The organism is Hydrogenophaga laconesensis (genome assembly GCF_031457235.1).
Taxonomy (GTDB): domain Bacteria; phylum Pseudomonadota; class Gammaproteobacteria; order Burkholderiales; family Burkholderiaceae_C; genus Hydrogenophaga; species Hydrogenophaga laconesensis.
Genome location: NZ_JAVDWE010000003.1, coordinates 347,096 through 362,858, shown reverse-complemented (window position 1 = coordinate 362,858; position 15,763 = coordinate 347,096). Strand labels below are relative to the sequence as shown.

The 15,763-nt window shown below is 60.4% G+C and carries 11 protein-coding genes; 2 read left to right on the top strand and 9 right to left on the bottom strand.

The genetic code is table 11. From position 1 onward, the window contains the following. Nucleotides 1–65: 65 nt before the first annotated feature. The 7 genes from J2X09_RS08380 to J2X09_RS08350 form a co-directional block, all read right to left on the bottom strand. On the bottom strand, nt 66–1,307 hold the full coding sequence (locus J2X09_RS08380; RefSeq protein WP_204732202.1) for a HEPN/Toprim-associated domain-containing protein: 1,242 nt from the start codon (nt 1,305–1,307) through the stop codon (nt 66–68). A gap of 77 nt (nt 1,308–1,384) precedes the next feature. Further along, nucleotides 1,385–2,266: a hypothetical protein gene (locus J2X09_RS08375; protein WP_204732203.1), complete on the bottom strand. Its 882-nt coding sequence runs from the start codon at nt 2,264–2,266 to the stop codon at nt 1,385–1,387. 29 nt (nt 2,267–2,295) lie between these two features. Further along, nucleotides 2,296–3,246: a sce7725 family protein gene (locus J2X09_RS08370; RefSeq protein ID WP_204732204.1), complete on the bottom strand. Its 951-nt coding sequence runs from the start codon at nt 3,244–3,246 to the stop codon at nt 2,296–2,298. 204 nt (nt 3,247–3,450) lie between these two features. Then, nucleotides 3,451–4,308 (bottom strand): sce7726 family protein, encoded by an 858-nt coding sequence (locus tag J2X09_RS08365; protein ID WP_204732205.1) that lies wholly within the window; start codon nt 4,306–4,308, stop codon nt 3,451–3,453. Between the two features lie 141 nt (nt 4,309–4,449). Further along, a complete protein-coding gene (locus J2X09_RS08360) occupies nt 4,450–6,438 on the bottom strand; it encodes an ATP-binding protein (RefSeq protein WP_204732206.1) in 1,989 nt (662 codons plus the stop codon). Next, the gene (locus J2X09_RS08355; protein WP_204732207.1) at nt 6,435–7,685 is read right to left on the bottom strand and encodes an SIR2 family protein; all 1,251 of its coding nucleotides are present in this window, start codon (nt 7,683–7,685) and stop codon (nt 6,435–6,437) included. Before J2X09_RS08355 ends, J2X09_RS08360 begins: the two co-directional genes overlap by 4 nt. Before the next feature lie 139 nt (nt 7,686–7,824). After that, nucleotides 7,825–8,397: a hypothetical protein gene (locus J2X09_RS08350; RefSeq protein WP_204732208.1), complete on the bottom strand. Its 573-nt coding sequence runs from the start codon at nt 8,395–8,397 to the stop codon at nt 7,825–7,827. Between the two features lie 333 nt (nt 8,398–8,730). On the opposite strand from J2X09_RS08350, the gene J2X09_RS08345 reads away from it, so the two are divergent. Beyond that, complete coding sequence (locus tag J2X09_RS08345; protein ID WP_204732209.1) at nt 8,731–9,732, top strand: hypothetical protein; 1,002 nt, start codon at nt 8,731–8,733, stop codon at nt 9,730–9,732. A 599-nt stretch (nt 9,733–10,331) separates the two neighbouring features. Here the strand turns inward: J2X09_RS08345 and J2X09_RS08340 are convergent. Together J2X09_RS08340 and J2X09_RS08335 are read right to left on the bottom strand one after the other, a co-directional pair. Next, on the bottom strand, nt 10,332–10,751 hold the full coding sequence (locus J2X09_RS08340; RefSeq protein ID WP_291021236.1) for a toll/interleukin-1 receptor domain-containing protein: 420 nt from the start codon (nt 10,749–10,751) through the stop codon (nt 10,332–10,334). Between the two features lie 587 nt (nt 10,752–11,338). Continuing rightward, nucleotides 11,339–12,112: a ComEC/Rec2 family competence protein gene (locus J2X09_RS08335; protein WP_310307967.1), complete on the bottom strand. Its 774-nt coding sequence runs from the start codon at nt 12,110–12,112 to the stop codon at nt 11,339–11,341. A gap of 118 nt (nt 12,113–12,230) precedes the next feature. On the opposite strand from J2X09_RS08335, the gene J2X09_RS08330 reads away from it, so the two are divergent. Then, nucleotides 12,231–15,737 carry a transglutaminase family protein gene (locus J2X09_RS08330; RefSeq protein ID WP_204732211.1) on the top strand — a complete coding sequence of 1,169 codons (3,507 nt, stop codon included), beginning with the start codon at nt 12,231–12,233 and terminating at the stop codon, nt 15,735–15,737. Nucleotides 15,738–15,763: the final 26 nt, after the last annotated feature.

The window sequence follows — 15,763 nt, the reverse complement described above, 5'->3', positions numbered from 1 at the left end:
AAAAATTCAGCAGTCGCGTGATACACCCTGGTCAATTTTGAATCGGCATCCCCGCCTTCAGATGGTCAGTTTTCGGTCGGCGTCAACATTCGAGTGTCGTAGTGAGCCAGTTGCAGAGACTCCTTGGACTGAGCGCAGAAGTCGCTCACGTACGTCTCTTTGTTAGCGAGAGCACCTTGGTACACATCTTGGTTGGCCTTGTAGGCAACCCAAGTAACCACCGGAGCCGGAAGACCCGGTCTCTCAAGGTCAAGATAGCACTCGATGGCTGCAGCACGAAGGTTAATGTTGGCCAACGATGCCCCTTCCGGACCGCGGCAGGGGAAAGACTTGAACTCCTCGAGTTGGGGCAGCATGCTCACGCGCATGTTCGCAGGCAGTGCCTTGTTCAGTGTTTGAACTGCTCCGTTGCCTTCGGCATCGTTGTCAAATAGAAAGACCAGCCGATTCTGAACGTCAATCTTCAGAAGGCCTTGAGCAAACTTGACGAGGTTTCCCGCTCCGGAAAATGGGTGGCCTCCCTCGGTCACGTCGAAGAAGCGGAAAAAGTCTTCGATGTCTGGCCGCAGCAAATGGAAAGCGTGCTTCAGCACATGGATGTCTGAAGAGCCTTCGGTAGCTATCAAGATGGTCTCTCGCCGCCTGGCGCCGGGTACGAAAGACTCCTCGACCTCCCAGCCGTTGTCCACGAGATCACCGTACGCCCACACCAAATCAAGGCATTGATTCTGCGGGCACTCCGCGAGCAGTCTCAGCAGATAAAACGGAGACAACACAGAGAGCAAGCCAACAAAGTAGGCTCTCTCGCAACCTGCGTACGAATCTCCATAGTCCTGCCGTGGAATGCGCCTGGCAAGCGGGTCGTCCAAAAACCTGCCTTGGCATCGTCGTTGCGCCTCCACATCTACATCCCACACATTTTTTGCACTGAGCGAATCGAGTGGGTGAGCCTTGACGAACGCAAGTAGTTCGTCAAAGGACAGTGGGTTCAGAGCATCCGGCCCTGCATCCGGAACGACGTCTGGTAGGTCATCCAAACACTCGCGGACCAGGTCTCCGTACTCCATGCGAGCAGCCGAAATTGTGTAGCCTAGCAATTCCAAACGAGGCAGGACGTGGCTCAAAGTGCGAACAAAGGCCCACTCTCCAAGACCGTGCTTTGGCTCATCCTTCATTTCTTCAGGAACGAGCTCGTCCAGGCGCCGACGGTCAGATTCTTGAAACAGTGCACCGTAATCGACGCCCATGCTGTTCTTGCTGGAGCAGATTTCCTGGCCGCCCAGTCGCAGGTCGATGAATGTTCCCATGCTTGCTCCGGATCAGGTGGAGGCGATTGTCTGCCTGGTCAGTTCGGAAACGACTCGCATGGCAAACCTACACCGCTTCAAGGCCGTTTGGGCCCAACTCGCACGTGACGCCGGAGAGCCCAGCGGCGTGAGCGACTATCGCGCTGAATGGCCGTCTTCACGCCGAAGTCACGCCTCCCAGAGTCGCAGCTCCAGGCGTGAAGCCTGACCAGGTCACGCAACAAGTAGTTAATCTTCTTCGACTTGAAGCTGGACTCACCCCCTATACGCGCTCCCCAGGATGCCAAGAGCTCCAGCACGTTGAACCAAATCAGCTTCACCGCGTGCCACATCCCAAACAAGACGACCGTGAGCACCATGAGAAAAGTGAATCCCTCCTGGAATCCCTTTGACATCAACACCTCGATGACGTTGGGGGCGTCTGGACCAAGACCAACAACTACAAGCGACACGAGTATTGCCAACGCTGCCAACACCACACTCATCAATCGGCTGCGACGGTCAGGATCGTGCACACGCCGCAGAATGCTCTCAAGCGAGCCGTCACCGACGGGCCTCAAAGCGTCGGTCGACGCGCGCACGGTCTGCGCCTCCTGGGCTATGGCGGAGAACTCGCTGGCTTCGCGGCCGAAGGCATTGCGCAAATAGCTTCGCTTGGCCTCATCCACCGCTGCACCAGGAGCTTCTTCAGGGAGTCCGTGAGCGGCGCGCAGTGCAAGTCGCTTCTTCTTGTCGATGACTGCGTACGCGACAAAGAACATCGCCTCGCACACCAACACCAGGAGCATGGTTTGGTCGCTCTCCCCCAACACAGGGTCTAGAAACCGCGTTGAAGCCCACATCCACAGGACAAAGGTCAACAGCCAGGCCAGCCAGTAAAGCGAGAAGAACTTGGGATAGAAGCGCCGTCCCTCAAATGCGTTGAAGTACTGGTCAGCGATACGACTCAACTCATTCATTCACTGCCCCGACATCGGCCGACAGCGAATCAGATGACACCGTCGACGACATCCAGAGTCACGCAGAGGTGGTGGCTGATCTGCAGCTCCTTGCTCTTTCCCAAGCCTGGAAAGTGATTGGCCTTCACGTGTTGCTCAAACTCATCAAGCGCGAAGTTGGTGCCGAACTGGTTCGGTCGAGCATTAACGGCCTTCACCAGCTTCTTGGCCGCCTGCACGAACTTGCTCGCAGTGGTCCCAACGTCTTTGTCAGTGTCGTCAGAGACATAGTGCGCGGCCCAGACCTCCGTTGCGTTGTGCTTGTAGCAGGCGTGAACGGCTACAGCCGCGGGGGCACCGCCACCGGGGATGAACTCCGCTCCAAGGCACGTGTAGTCCCCAAAGCCAGCCCACTTGTCCTTTATGTACGTGCTGTGCCGGTCAGTGAAGAGCTCCGCAGCGCCGTAGTCTGCGTTGCGCGCGAGCTTGTTGAAACGGTCCTCAACGAGCACGCGCTTGCCAATGGGCAGCAGCCCCTGTTTGTGGGCACTGAGCTTTCCGTTCAACACGAGGTGGTACTTCACATCGGCCCGGCCTGCCAGGGCAGCTATCTCAGCGTCATTGAGTCCAGGACTGCTGTACGCGAGAACGACCTCGTGGTCAGGAAACTCAGCTATGAAAGCATCAACCTGCGCCTTCGTGGTTCCTGGCGAGCAACGCAATGCCGGCAAGACCGAGTCAGCGGCCTTGATGGAGGCGACAACTGCTTTGCGCCAGACGTGGGTCCCACCTCCCGCGAGCTCATGCTTGTCTGGGTTGAGCAGCACGGCCAGGCGTTCATCCTGCTTCCCAAACGCCTCGATGCACTTGACCAAGTCGCCTGGCTTACTGACCACAGGCTCTATGACTGGGAGGAGGGAATCGAGTGACCGGTGATCAGCGAGCATCGCTCGCAGCGCGAGAAGCTCCGAACGACGCCCGTAGAGATAGGGGAAGTACACGCGCTAGCCTCCTTGCTTGGAGAGCTGGTGCGCACTCAAAGACGACCGCCCTCGCTCGTTGGTCTATAGGCGGTGCTATAGGCAGCACCGCTCCGCTGGCGCGTTTACTGTAAACCCAAAATGCTTCTAAAGGCAGCTTTAGAAACCGGATGTGTACGCAGGCGCGTCTGAAGTGACGCAGTTCACGAACGCTCAGGGATCTGCTCAGGCCGGGGCGCTAAGCGCATTGAGCAGCTGTCGCCGTTGGGGGGCAGAAAGAGGAGTCGCGTAGCCAAGCGCTCGAAGGCTTTGAGGCAATGCCTTGAGGTACTCCACTGATTCAGTGTCCGTCGTTCTGGCGCGCATGGCTGCCACCAGCGCTCGATGGGCCTGCTCGCTGGTAAGCTCACCAAACAGAGCCGCGTAGTGGGCATCGACCAGACCGTTCGGCAAGGCAGGCTGCGGACCAAAGTGCTCAGCAACCACCTGCATGTATTCGGCTCGCCGCAGCATTCTGAAGACGACCGCAGGTTCGACGCGCGAGACATCGGAGACCGCACGGCGACGCTCCGAAAGCGTGTCGTCCTTTGAGAGCACGTAAATGCCCACGCGCGAGTCTAGCAACGCAGCGTACTTATCTGCCGCGGCAGGATGAGTCACCAGATTCACCCTGTCGAAGGCGCGAAGGTAGGCTGGAGTCTGCGTCGTCAGCCGCATCGGGCTGTCGAACTCCGTCTTGATTTCGTACGCAGTTGAGGTGCCATTGAAGACTGCAGCGTCCACGATGGAGCCAGCAACGTTGAGTTCAATCGCAAGGCTCGCGGTGCGCGGACTGTGTTTGCCAAACACGATGCGACTCGCAATGGCCGCCTTGTAGACGTACTCGCACCGGTACCCTCTGCCCAGCTCTTTCAGCCCGGCATCCAACAAGTCCGCTACGCAGCCCTGACTACCAGGAGCTCCAACTTCAAGCCTGGCCAGCTTCTCGACCAACTCGTTTGCGCAGCCGCGACGCGCCACACTCTCCAGCACAGGACGAGTGAAGATGCGGGCAAGTAGACGCGAGCGATCGAGGGGAGTCATTGCGGTTAGCTCAAGGCACCAACGTATAGCATCCAGGGGTTTAGCCCGACCTTGGCGGTCAGACAACTTGGATTCTAGCGAGCAGGCTGGAGTGAGCCGCAGCCGCGTGGACGCACACCGACCAGGGCTACCTGTTGAACATCACAATCTAAGGCCGTCGAAAAAGTGAGCTCCTACTTCGACACTCAAGCTGCCATGCTTAGCACGAATTTTCGCCTCGACCTCGGGCGATGCCAAGCCTGTGAAGTCGAGGATATAGCTATACAGCATCTCTCCTCGACTGCCGTCTCTCGCAAACGGCTCAACATCTACAAGAGAGCCCACCTCTTCGGCGTCCAGCCCTAAGAGCTCCGCATACGCATCGTGGAGATTGCGATGACGAGGCAGGTCGGACTCCACCTGCGAAACATCGACCGGCCTTTTGCGCCAGAACTTGGCATACGAGGGCCCTTCTGACTTCGGCGGAAATAGAGGCTCGGTGACCTTTATAGGCGTCGGCATGGGAAAGTCCACACCGACCAGAATTGCCTCCCCCTGGCCGAGAGTGGGCAAGAAGGCCGCAGCAGATGCATCCAAGTTGCCGCATGCCTTCTCCACAATTTCCCGGTCTCGGTCATTGATCAGCCGATGCACTATGAACATCCCCATCTGACTCAGCACGTCTTCAGGGATGTCCCGCGGTCGCTGAGTGGCAAGTAGCGTCGTGAGGCCGTACTTGCGGCCTTCTTTCGCAATGAGACCGAAGGCATCGAGATACACCCGGTTGTCCTCACCGCCAACGCTCTTGCTCAAGAACTGATGGGCTTCATCAAGCACTACAACGGTGGGCATCGACTGAAATCGTCCCTCCCTTGCAAGCCCGAGAAGGTGACGCCCGACTGCATTGATGAGCAGCTCACGGGCATTGTGTTCAAACGGCAAGTGCTCAAGCGAGACTCGAAGAACAGCATCTCCCGATGCCAGGAACTCGTCCAACTTCTCCGTCAACGGCTCAAAGTCCTGTGGATGGAATAGGCACTCGAGGGCCTTCGAGCGTGTAATCGAGAACACTTTGGAGACCAGGGTATCGCAGTAACCACGAATTCGCTCGTCGTAGGCCCCCCAAACTGAGTGGTCCGGTTCATTTCTCGTCCCGCCGCTCTCAAAAACGCACTCTTCGTAGATTTGCTTTCCGAGATACTTGATGCGATATTTCGCGCCCTTGGCCTCTACCAGTCCTTCGTTCGAGTTGACTCTTAGATTGAAATCTCGCTTCGAGGCATCACGCTTCGTGTAAACGTGGGGCTCACCATCTCCATGAAGCACGTAGTTGAGCTTCAGGCTCCGAATGGCTTCACGCATTTTAGGCACCTGCGCGCCTGGGCTAGGCTGAAAAATGGCGAAGAGATCTGCCTCCGTGAGGTCCCAGTAGGGGAAGGAGACGAATGTCCGCGAATCCCTAGCATCTCTGCGCTGCCCTCCTAGAAAAACGGACCTTACTCCGTCAGTGAAGGTGTGAAACTCCCCGCTAGGGTCTACCAGGATGATTTTCCCGCCCAAGCGTGCAGCCTCCTGAATGACACGAGCAACTGTCCAGCTTTTTCCTCCACCGGTAGCCCCTAAAACGGCACAGTGCCGTCCGAACAAGTGCGCCGGACTGACGTTGACCTTGGTGCTAGCGTCTTGTGGAATGGTGGCCAACTCCACGACACCTTCTGAGGTCGCATCGGCTCCCTCCACGATGTGCTTGACCAGCAACGGGTGGGCTGAATAGACGTGCTGACCGATGCGCGGGTGCGCGGGAATCCCGGAAATCACCTTGCCAGAAGAGAGCTCCAGCGTAGTAAGGAGTTGGACGAAGCCGATAGGGTGCGCATCTGGCCTCTCCCCAGCGGCCGGTTCGGCCTTCAAACGTTCGCTATCCGGGAGGCGAACCTCGGTGATGCGTCCAAGCACCGCCACTCCTTCCCCCTCTATGAAAACGAATTCGCCGACCTGGCCACCCAAGACCGCGTAGCCGGAGTACTGACGTGGCGCAACACCAGCCGCGTGTGGAAGGTTTATCTTCGCGGCGTCGGGGCTGATGAACGTTACCGAGCCGACATAGCGGCTGGGGTCGAATGGACTCGTAGAGAGAAGGCGTGCATTCAAGAAGCACCTCGCAGCATGCGAATGCGCTCAAGATGCTGCTCCAGATCGGTCTCAGCGGCGATGTCTGGCATCAAAGGAACGACGTCTTCGAAGGTCGCACTCACCATTGCCAGACGGGCGTCACCGTGGTCAATGAGGTACTTGACTTTCTTCAGGTGAGGATTCCAAGACTCAGAGCCTTGTTCGATAGCGTCACCTCGAGACTTGGGTGCAAGCGCGGGGTCACAGATGACCACCTTCATGTGCAGGTTCGAGTTGATTGCCGACAAAATTGGTTCCGCGAGATGGTTGTCGTTGAACCCAAACCCTAGCACCAACAAGCCGGTATCCGGCTGTCGCAATGCTGCCTGAAACGCAGACATCATCTCCAGGTAGGGCTGCTCAAACGACAGTTCGTACTTCGTGTTCCTGGGGTAGATCAGCAAGGGGGTCTTTGCGTGAGGGTCCTTTTCAATCTCGCCCGAGTCGGTGTTTCGTGTCCAGTCGACAGAGCCGTGAAGCTTGTAGAGGTGAAAGACGTTGGAGATGAAGTCGTGACTATCAGGATTGCTTTCGCGCCGGACGATGTCGTAAGTGAAATAGAGAGAGTCGAAGACCTGGGGAGTGGTGTGGGAGAAACCATCGACAACGACATAGCGGCCCTTTCGGGCCGCGTACTCAAAACAAAGATCGTAATTGGTGGTGAACACCTTGGTGCGCAGCTTCCTGGTTGAACGTCTGACCAGTCTTCGAAGAAAGTCCGCATGCAAACCAACATCATCATCCACCTTCAGGAATCGCACTTGGTCTCTGACGACCTCCTCTGCGACTTTGATGAAACTAGCAACTATGGCCTTTTCAGCAGCGCTGTCGATAAAGTCTTCGGCCAGCTTGCAATAGGAGAGCAACGACTCGATGTTCTCGCCTTTGTCCCCGACTGGGTAACGTGCCAACTTAAGCGCCTCCTCGAACTTCTTCGCATCCATCGCCTTGCAAGCGCTCCAGAGGTCGCGCATCATCGGGGCAATCGCCTTTCCTTCCAGCGGCGTCCGTTTCAACGGATTGTCTAAGGGTGCCGGCGCGCGGTTCACATGCAACGATGTGCCGAGACCCGTGAGGACCACCAGATTGCTGCAGCGGAAGCAGTCCGATAGGTTCCTTGATATCTCAGAGAGAGCCTCGTCAGGAATCTCGCGTCCGTTGGCGTCCCGCTTTGGTTCCTCAACGGCTCTCCAGCCACGCCCACCGCGAGAAGTCAAAACCTGCATGCATTCCTCCTGAACATGGTCTTTTGCTGCTTCGTCTTCATCCGTGCACGGATCTACGCACGCAAGATTGCCTTGGCGCAGCCAACTGGATGTGCGGAAAAGTGTACTAGCTGGTCGAGGCACAGCCACGAAGCCCGAATCAACCGAGGTCCGCAGCAGGTACCGAGGTCCTGACCATTCGTCCTGGAACCTCGATGTTGCCGCTCAGGCCTTTCATGGCGTTGAGTGTCTCTTCGCTGTACATGCGCCACGGCTTGTAGTGCGGTCCGGTGGAGTCCATGTGCACCTGGCAGCCAATCATGTAGTCGTCTAGGTCTTCACCTGTCAGGTGGTGCCTGGTATCGACAGCCCAGTCACTGCCGATAAAGACTACGCGGATGGTGCACTGGCGCTCGCTGATTCGCAGGCAGCCCGAACTCCAAAGCGGGACGTAGATGCCCGTCTCTTTTGCTCCCATGAGCACGAACGACTGCTTGTGCTCAAGGTTTTCAGACTCCCAGTTGATTTGTCGAAGGTGCTGGGAGCACGTCGCCACGAGTGCATCGCGCTCAAACTCGGCCGCGCGGACGAAAAGCACGTAATGCGGATGCGGGTCGGCGTCGCTGCACCCTGGGAGCCAGACCTCAGTGCCTGACAGAGTTCCGGGCTCGTTCTCTGGAAGAGTCTTCTGAAGGTCGATGAATCCTTGGAAGCGCTGCTGAGCCTCTGGCATGGATAGGACTTGAGTGGTTACTGAGTACATAAGTGATGGTCTGTCGGCGCCACGACGGCGTCTTGTCGTGTAGTCACCGGCTCTCAACTCCGCGTTGTTTTAGAGAATGCGCGGACTGACATGCGCTCTAAAGCGCCAGATCTGACACATCACCAAAACGCGCATGCTGTCGGGGGCCCGACTCAGGCAAGGGCTTCCCGCTGCGAGAACACATGGGGAACCAGTCCTTGGCGCAGACCCGGCCGGAACGAAACGCCTACGCGGTCCACCTACCTCCAGGCGACTGGACTAGATAAAACGGAGGCGCTATAGCTGTGAAAGGAGCTTTTCCCCGTGTCCTGGGTCACCCACCTCTCACCAACCGCCGCCGACGGCGCCTTCCTCTGCAACACTCTGAGCGTCGACGGCGTTCGAAAGACGCTGCCAGTGCATGAGATGCCTTTCGTTCTCAGCGACCGCCAAGAAAGTCTGAAGGTGGTACTGCGCTCGAAGTTGCACGGCGTCGACGACATCTCCCAGTACTTGGACCTGATGAGATGGAACAGCCTCCCAACTGGTGGTCAAACGCTACACACATTTGATACGAGTAAAGGCGACGTCTGGATTCCGAGCCAACTGCTGGTGCAAGCTCTCTTCGCCTTCAACGTCCCGCTGGCGAAGCTTCTCTTCCGACCAATCCCCGTCGAGTGCTTTTGCGCTCCAGTCCTAGAAGACTCGGACAACCAAATCACCTTCCCCGACAGAGCGCTCTTTCGGCAAAACTACAAGCGAGACTCCAGCGTCTTGCAGCGACTTGCTTGGATGGCGCACAGTAGATCGGCCCAACGAGCCTGGGGAAGCGTGTTCCGCAACGCACTAGATGGCCGGCTCGACTGCACAATGCCAGAGGGAGAGTTCGAGGTGTCAGTGCGGGGCAAGCGCGTGCACGGGATTTTTTGCGTCGCAAGAATGACCATCTTCAAGGTGACGTGTGACGACATCTACACACGCGAGCACAACACCACTCAGACCTTCGCCTTCCGCAAGCGCGCAGAGCCGTTTGACCGGAACTCAGTGCCAATCCGTGAGGTGTTGGATTCGACCTTCATTGAGGTACGCGAGCACTTGCTCAAGAACCAGGCACTTCCGGAACATGGCAAAGCCACTGGCGACGATGCCCGCCTGCGACGGAACCTGAACTTGATTCGGACCAAGCTGGTCCACCCCTGCAAGTGGCCTCAGTTGCCAGGACACCACCGGGATGTGGCGAGCGCGTTTTCGCTTTACACGCGGCTTCGGCGCGCAAATCACCTGGAGGACGTCAAGCGCCTTCTGCTTGAAGCACAGCCAGGCTGAGACTTCTGACCTACTGGTTCGCTGGCTTTTGAAGGTGTCCTTTAACTCGTCCAGAACGGATGGCGCTCATCGTCACCTGTTCGAAGATCTTGTCCCATACATGCTTGGAAACGAGGCTAGACCGCGTCGTGGAAGAGTCACCGTGGCTGCGTATCTGGCGGGAGCGGAACGAATAGCTCCGGCGAAGCGCGCAGCGGTCCCGTATCTAAAGAATGTGGACACGGAACAGCCCTTCAACCCGTTCTTGGTTCGCATCTGTTACGGGGCGGTCTAGGGGGGCCGTCCGTACATGTTGCGGCTAAAAGTGTTCGGCCCGCTTGTGTTCTTCATACTGCTTTTCGACGAGGGCACTCTGCCTGGGCATGCGTCTGCCGAAATCAGACGGTTTTTAAAGAAGTTTGCAGGGGCTGTAGAACTGACACCTCAGCACAAGAGGGTGGAGCTTCGCGCTGGAGAAACAACGTGGGCAGACCTTTACGCTGCCCAAGTCGCGCGAGTACAGGCACTCAACCTCAGTTGACTTCTCACCTGTTGATTTCAGCCGAAGACCAAGGAAGTCAAGAGACGAGGAGTAAGCCGTCTACCAGGCAACACCAGACCTACACGGCGACGAGCTCGGCAATCTTGGCGGCGACCACTTCCATGGAGTCTTCCGCAGTGTCCAAGCCGGTTCGGGAGGCGAGCAGCGGACTGACGTTTCGTAGAGCCGCGTACGTCGTGTTGTGCACGATGGGAACAAGCTGGTTACCCGCCAGGAGCGCAGAAAGCTCCTTCTCAGCAACGCCTTCGTTTGGGAGCCGGGCTATCAGAGCAGGCGTCACCAACACGAGCCCAATTCGAGAGTTTGCCAACCCCTTGTCAATCGCCCGCATCAGGGGTTGGCCGAGTTGCACATCCTTTTCACTGAACCACACCTTGACGCCAGCCACCACAAGCAAGTCATGCAGTTGCTTGGCTATCCCCTGTCGGTCGTCCCACGCGTGGCACAGAAACACGTCACGAAGATCTGGCAGCGTCACTGCCCGCGTCTCAACGGTTTCACGGATTGGGGTGAGAGAGAGAACCTGGGCCGACGTATACGAAATGGGCGAACCCGCCTTCGACCATCTCGGCCTTGAGGTGCCTCCAGAGCGGCCAAAACTCCCGCTTCCACCGCTGTAGCTACCTCCACTCGACGTGGGATACGAAGGGCTGTAACCGCTATAGCGGTAGCTGCTTCTGTAGCGGCATGCGGGACAAGCTGCCGCTGCGGCGGCGGAACTGTGTCCACGAACTGGTGCTGTGCATCGAGCCAAGTAGAACTCCCTCAGTGGATGTTGCTTGAATATGTCTACGTCGGAAGATCCAGCCCGCCCAGGCTATCGCCTCGTGAAAATTGCCCGCGAACATGACTGCCCAAACGGGGATTGAACGCGCCACCCTCGGTCGGTCCCTACACTGCTCGTCGCCCCCAATACGCCTTGCAACAAGCAATGAGAGGCACTCAGGCTTGAAAGCGAACGACTCTTTTACCTAGTTAGCAGAACAGGTCTTTCTCGAAAGCGAACGACTTAATTACCTAGCTAGTGGCCGGGCTTGAGCAAGAGCGTTGATTTTCCTCACTTTCTTAGCGAACGACTCTTTTACCCAAACCCACGATGGCGGACTGGTCCCCCACCACCAGCGCGGCAAGCACGCCCGCGCTGCGTGGGTCGGACGCCACGCGTTCGCCGATGCGCTCGCTCACCGACTGGCGCAGGCTGTCCAGCGGATGCCACCATGTGGCGCCGAGCCGCTCGGGCACCGGGTCGCGCGGGCCGTTGCGCACGTAGCCCGTGGCCTGGATGCCTTTCTCCCAGAGCCAGCGCTCGCGGTCGAACCCCTGGGGGTTGAAGTTGCCGTGCGGGCTTCTCAGGCGCACGGTGAAGCGCCAGCGCTCACCCGCGCGCAGGCCCGGGCTGCCCGTGCCGCTTTCGCCGTACCAGCCCAGCTGGAGGCGGGGCGGCAGGGTCACGGTGCCGCCGCCCCGGCGGGCCGACTCCACCTCGAAATCGAACCGTTCGCCCTGTGCACTGGCCTGCGGCAGCGAAGCGATGCGCCCCGTCACCTCGATGTCCTGACCCTGCAGGGCCGGGTTCAGCGCGTCGGCCGCGAAGTGAACCGCTCGCAGGCCGGTGAGACCGGCCCCGATAAGCACCCCTGCCAGCAACGCCGTGCACATCGCGGCCAGCCACCGCCGGGTCAGGACCATGCCCGCCAGCGCCAGGGCACCCGCCAGCAGCAGGGCCCGGTAGGAAGACAGCGCCCAGAGCACAGGCTGCTGCAACTGCAGCGCCACGCCCATGACCCACCCCACCAGCGCGATGAAGCCTCCGCGGGCCACGATCAGGCCGCGCGGCACGGCCTGTCAGAACTGTCATGTTGCCGTGGCGCAAGACTTGCTAGCATGACTGCAAGCCGCACCGGCAAACGCTTTGCCTGCGGACCCATTGTTTTCTCCTCCCTGGAAAGTCTCTCGTATGGCCATCCATGTCGCCCTGAGCCACATCACCCATTATCGGTACGACCGCCTCGTGAAACTGGGACCCCAGGTGGTTCGCTTGCGTCCCGCCCCGCACAGCCGGACCAAGGTGCTCTCCTATTCGCAGCGCATCGAGCCGGGCGGCCACTTCATCAACTGGCAGCAGGACCCCTTCGCCAACTACCAGGCCCGGCTGGTCTTTCCCGAGCCCACCACCGAATTCAAGGTGACGATCGACCTCGTGGTCGAAATGGCGGTCTACAACCCGTTCGACTTCTTCCTTGAGCCGTCTGCCGAGAACTTTCCGTTCAAGTACGACGAGGCGCAGCAGCAGGAGCTCGCGCCCTACCTGGCCACCGCGCCGCTCACGCCGCTGCTGAAGAAGTATGTGGACGAGGTGGACCGCAAGGAACGCCGTACGATCGACTTCCTGGTGGAAATCAACCAGCGCCTGCAGCGCGACATCGCCTACACCATCCGCATGGAACCCGGCGTACAGACGCCGGAAGACACCCTCAGGCTCAAGAGCGGCTCCTGCCGCGACAGCGGATGGCTGCTGGTGCAGATCCTGCGCCACATGGGCCTGGCCGCGCGTTTCGTCTCGGGCTACCTGATCCAGCTCACCGCCGACGTGAAATCGGTCGATGGCCCCAACGGCCCCGAAAAGGACTTCACCGACCTGCACGCCTGGTGCGAGGTGTTCCTGCCCGGCGCGGGCTGGATCGGCCTGGACCCGACCTCCGGCCTGCTCGCGGGCGAAGGCCATGTGCCGCTGGCCTGCACACCGCAGCCCTCGAGTGCCGCGCCGGTCGAGGGCGGGGTGGACAAGTGCGAGGTGGAGTTCAGCCACCACATGAGTGTGACCCGCGTCTACGAATCGCCGCGTGTGACCGCCCCCTACACGGACGACCAGTGGGCCGGCGTGCTGGCCCTGGGCGAGAAGGTGGACGCCGATCTGGTGAAGAACGATGTGCGGCTGACCATGGGCGGCGAGCCGACCTACGTGGCCACCAGCGACCGCGATGCGCCCGAGTGGAACACCGACGCGCTCGGCCCGACGAAGCGCGGCTACGCCACCGAGCTGCTCGGCCGGTTGCGCGCGGAGTATGGCGAAGGTGGCTTCGTTCACATGGGCCAGGGCAAGTGGTACCCGGGTGAACAACTGCCGCGCTGGGCGCTCTCCATGTTCTGGCGCGCCGATGGCGAAACCATCTGGCACAACCCCGCCCTGCTCGCCGACGAGCGCGACGAGGCGCATTACACCAGCGACGACGCACGCCGTTTCACACAGGCGCTGGCGCGCAAGCTCGGCCTGTCCACCCAGTACATCACCCCGGGCTACGAAGACACCTGGTACTACCTCTGGCGCGAGCGCCGCCTGCCGGTGAATGTGGACCCGTTCGACAGCAAGCTGGACGACGAACTCGAACGCGCCCGGCTGCGCCGCGTGTTCGGCCAGGGGCTGGAAGCCACCGTGGGCTACGTGCTGCCGCTGCAGGCCTCGGGCCGCAATGGCGCACTTTCCAGCAACGGCAAGAGCAGCTACCCGCGCATCTCGGGCACGGTGTGGTCCACCGGGCCGTGGTTCTTCCGCGACGAACGCATGTACCTGATTCCGGGTGACTCGCCCATGGGCTACCGCCTGCCGCTGGACTCGCTGCCCTGGGTGTCGGCCGGCGACTACCCATACCACATCGAACAGGACCCGCACTCCGCGCGCGACCCACTGCCGCGCGGTTCGGCGGTGAGACACCAGGTGTCGCCCCACCAGATCGGTGGCGGCTTTGCCGAAGGCGGCACGGTGTCCATGCAGGGCATGGACTTCGACCCCGACGCCGAAACGGTGGAAGGCCTGCGCCCCGGCCAGCCTGGCCCGGGGGCGGCGCCCGCGCAGGCGCTGGCCTCGCGTTTCCCGCAGCGCGGCGAATCTGCCGCCTGGCTCACACGCACCGCGCTGTGCGTGGAAGCGCGCGACCCGCATCGCGCCAACGGCCCCAAGGCCGAGAAGGCCGGCGGCGGCAAGAACCAGCACCTCTACATCTTCATGCCGCCCATGGCCTTGCTGGAGGACTACCTCGACCTGCTCGCCGCCGTGGAGGCCACGGCCGAGAAACTCGGCATGAGCATCGTGCTCGAAGGCTACCCGCCACCGCGCGACCCGCGCCTGAAGATGCTGCAGGTCACCCCCGACCCGGGCGTGATCGAAGTCAACATCCATCCCGCCCACAACTGGCGTGAACTGGTGGAGCACACCGAATTTCTCTATGAAGCGGCGCACCAGACGCGCCTGTGCGCCGAGAAGTTCATGACCGATGGCCGCCACACCGGCACGGGTGGGGGCAACCACTTCGTGCTGGGTGGCGCCACGCCATCGGACTCGCCCTTCCTTCGCAAGCCCGAACTGCTCGGCAGCCTGCTGGCCTACTGGCACAACCACCCCTCGCTGTCGTACCTGTTCAGCGGCCTGTTCATCGGGCCGACCAGCCAGGCACCGCGCGTGGACGAAGCACGCAACGACCAGCTGGTCGAACTGGAGATCGCGCTCGGCCAGATCGAGAAGAACCGCGAGATCCACGGCGACAACATGCCGCCCTGGCTGGTGGACCGCACACTGCGCAACATCCTGATCGACGTCACGGGCAACACGCACCGCAGCGAGTTCTGCATCGACAAGCTCTATTCGCCCGACGGCCCCACCGGCCGCCTGGGCCTGCTGGAACTGCGCGCCTTCGAAATGCCCCCGCACGCGCGCATGAGCATCGCCCAGCAGTTGCTGCTGCGCGCCATGATCGCGCGCTTCTGGCAGGAACCCTGGCACGGGCGCCTGACGCGATGGGGCACGGAACTGCACGACCGCTTCCTGCTGCCCACCTTCGTGCGCATGGATTTCGAGGACGTGCTGACCGACATGGCCCATGCCGGCTACGCCTTCGACATGGCCTGGTTCGAGCCGCACTTCGAGTTCCGCTTCCCGCTGGTGGGCGAGGTCACGGCACGCGGCATCGAACTCACCATCCGCAGTGCGCTGGAGCCCTGGCACGTCATGGGCGAAGAAGGGGCGATCGGTGGCACCGTGCGCTACGTGGACTCGTCGCTCGAACGTGTGGAAGTGCGCGTGAGCGGCTTCAACGACAGCCGCCACGTGATCACCTGCAACGGCCGCGCACTGCCTCTGCAGAGCACGGGCACCGTGGGCGAATACGTGGCCGGCGTGCGCTACAAGGCCTGGAGCCCGCCTTCGGCGCTGCACCCCTCCATTCCGGCCCATGCGCCACTGACGTTCGACATCGTCGACACCTGGCTCAAACGCTCCATGGGCGGCTGCCAGTACCACGTCGCGCACCCGGGCGGGCGCAACTACGACACGTTCCCGATCAACGCCTACGAGGCGGAGAGCCGCCGGCTGTCGCGCTTTTTCCAGATGGGCCACACGCCGGGCCGGATGGACGTGGGCCCCGCCCAGCCCAGCCGCGAGTTTCCGTTCACGCTGGACCTGCGGGCCTAGCACACGCTCCACTCCACCGAAGCGTT

Coding starts and splice junctions, on each gene's coding strand:
- J2X09_RS08375 (WP_204732203.1), bottom strand. CDS start 2,266: ATGAATGAGTTGAGTCGTATCGCTGACCAGTACTTCAACGCATTTGAG.
- J2X09_RS08365 (WP_204732205.1), bottom strand. CDS start 4,308: ATGACTCCCCTCGATCGCTCGCGTCTACTTGCCCGCATCTTCACTCGT.
- J2X09_RS08355 (WP_204732207.1), bottom strand. CDS start 7,685: ATGCAGGTTTTGACTTCTCGCGGTGGGCGTGGCTGGAGAGCCGTTGAG.
- J2X09_RS08350 (WP_204732208.1), bottom strand. CDS start 8,397: ATGCCAGAGGCTCAGCAGCGCTTCCAAGGATTCATCGACCTTCAGAAG.
- J2X09_RS08330 (WP_204732211.1), top strand. CDS start 12,231: ATGGCCATCCATGTCGCCCTGAGCCACATCACCCATTATCGGTACGAC.
- J2X09_RS08380 (WP_204732202.1), bottom strand. CDS start 1,307: ATGGGAACATTCATCGACCTGCGACTGGGCGGCCAGGAAATCTGCTCC.